A 1,793-nucleotide genomic window follows, 5' to 3' on the forward strand; every position below is an offset into this window, starting at 1 on the left:
GGACGCTGTTGGTTAATTCGGGGCCTGGCGTGACGTCGGCCTTCAAGACCTGGTTGTGGTCTTGAAGGCCGACGTTGTCGTATGGGGTGGGTGCGGATGTCGATGCAGCCGAAGGGGCCGGAGGAGATTCCGGTGGAGACGGTGCGGGTGGCGCGGGCCGCGTTCCCGAGGGGCAGTCTGGCGGTCCGGGTGCGGGACGAGCTGGGTCCGTTGTTCACGGACGAGGAGTTCGCGGACTTGTTCCCGGTACGGGGGAAGCCTGCCTGGTCACCGGGCCGGTTGATGCTGGTGTCGGTGTTGCAGTTCGTGGAGGGGCTGACCGACCGGCAGGCAGCGGAGGCGGTACGGGCCCGCATTGACTGGAAGTACGCGCTCGGGCTGGAGCTGGGTGATCCGGGGTTTGATTTCTCGGTGCTGTCGGAGTTCCGTGACCGTCTCGTTGAGGCGGAGGCCGGTCGGCGGGTGCTGGACGGCATCCTGACGGCGGCCCGGGAGAAGGGGCTGCTCAAGGCGGCGGGCCGGGCCCGCACCGACTCCACGCACGTTCTGTCGGCGGCCCGCGAGTTGTGCTGGCTGGAGATGGTGGCGGAGACGCTGCGGTCCGCGTTGAACGCGCTGGCCCAGGCGGCCCCGGAGTGGCTGGTCGAGACCGCCGAGCCGGACTGGTTCAGGCACTACGCCACCAGGGCGGAGGACTCACGCTTCCCGAAGGCCCGCGCCAAGCGGGACCAGGTGGGAGCGCGGATCGGCAGGGACGGGACGCGGCTGCTTGAGGCCGTCGTTTCGCCGGGGGTGCCTGAGGAGCTACGGGCTCTGGACGAGGTGGAGATCCTGCGGCAGATGTGGGTACAGCACTTCCACCTGATCGAGGGCGAGGTGAGGCGGCGGGACCCAAAAGACCGCCCACCAGGCGCGACGCGCCTGGTCACCCCCTATGACCGTGAGGCCCGGGGCAGTGTCAAACGCGACACCGTCTGGGACGGATACAAGGTCCATGTCACCGAGACCTGCGAGCCGGACGCCCCGAACCTGATCACGAACATGGCCACCACCGTCGCCACCACCCCGGACAATGTGATGAGCGAGGAGATCCACACGGGCCTCGCTGCACGGGAGTGCCTGCCCGGCGAGCACTGGGTGGACGCCGGATACCCCACCGCCGCCCAGGTCGTGGCCGCCCGGACCGGGCACGGCGTCGACCTGCAAGGGCCGATGGCCGCCAACACGGCGGCTTCGGCCGGCGGCCCCTACGGCCAGGACGCCTTCCACATCGACTGGGACGAAGAGCAGGTGACCTGCCCGAACGGTGTCACCAGCACCCAGTGGCACCACCGGCACTCGCAGCAGGGGCTGCCCGTTATCCGGGTCCGCTTCAACCCGGCCGACTGCCGTCCATGCCCCCACCTGCGTGAATGCGTCAACTCACCCAAGGCCCAACGCCGTGAACTCAACCTGCGGCACCGGGACGAACACGAAGCCGTCCACCGGGCCAGGACCGAGCAGCAGACCGATGCCTGGAAGGACCGCTACAAGATCCGCGCCGGTGTCGAGGGCACCATCTCTCAAGGCGTCGGGCGATGCGGCCTGCGCAGATCCCGCTACCGGGGTCTGGCGAAGACCTGCCTCCAGCACCAGCTCACCGGCGCCGCGATCAACCTCGCGCGCATCGACGCCCACCTCACCGACACCCCACGGGCCCACACCCGCACCAGCCACTTCGCACGGCTTCGCCCCGCCGACCAAACGATCGACGGGGCGAAGAAGACGCAGGCCCCGAATTAACCAACAGCGTC

The 1,793-nt window shown here is 69.2% G+C and carries 1 protein-coding gene; it reads left to right on the forward strand.

Annotated elements, in window-relative coordinates; all coding sequences use genetic code 11:
• Positions 1-96: 96 nt before the first annotated feature.
• Positions 97-1,782, forward strand: coding sequence for an IS1182 family transposase (locus ACGF2Y_RS36610; RefSeq protein ID WP_392956417.1), 1,686 nt, complete (start codon positions 97-99; stop codon positions 1,780-1,782).
• Positions 1,783-1,793 lie beyond the last annotated feature (11 nt).

The organism is Streptomyces sp. NPDC048142, from assembly GCF_043202835.1.
Taxonomy (GTDB): Bacteria; Actinomycetota; Actinomycetes; order Streptomycetales; family Streptomycetaceae; genus Streptomyces.

Bases quoted from the DNA above. Each gene is read 5' to 3' on its own strand.
- ACGF2Y_RS36610 (WP_392956417.1), top strand. From the start codon at position 97: ATGTCGATGCAGCCGAAGGGGCCGGAGGAGATTCCGGTGGAGACGGTG.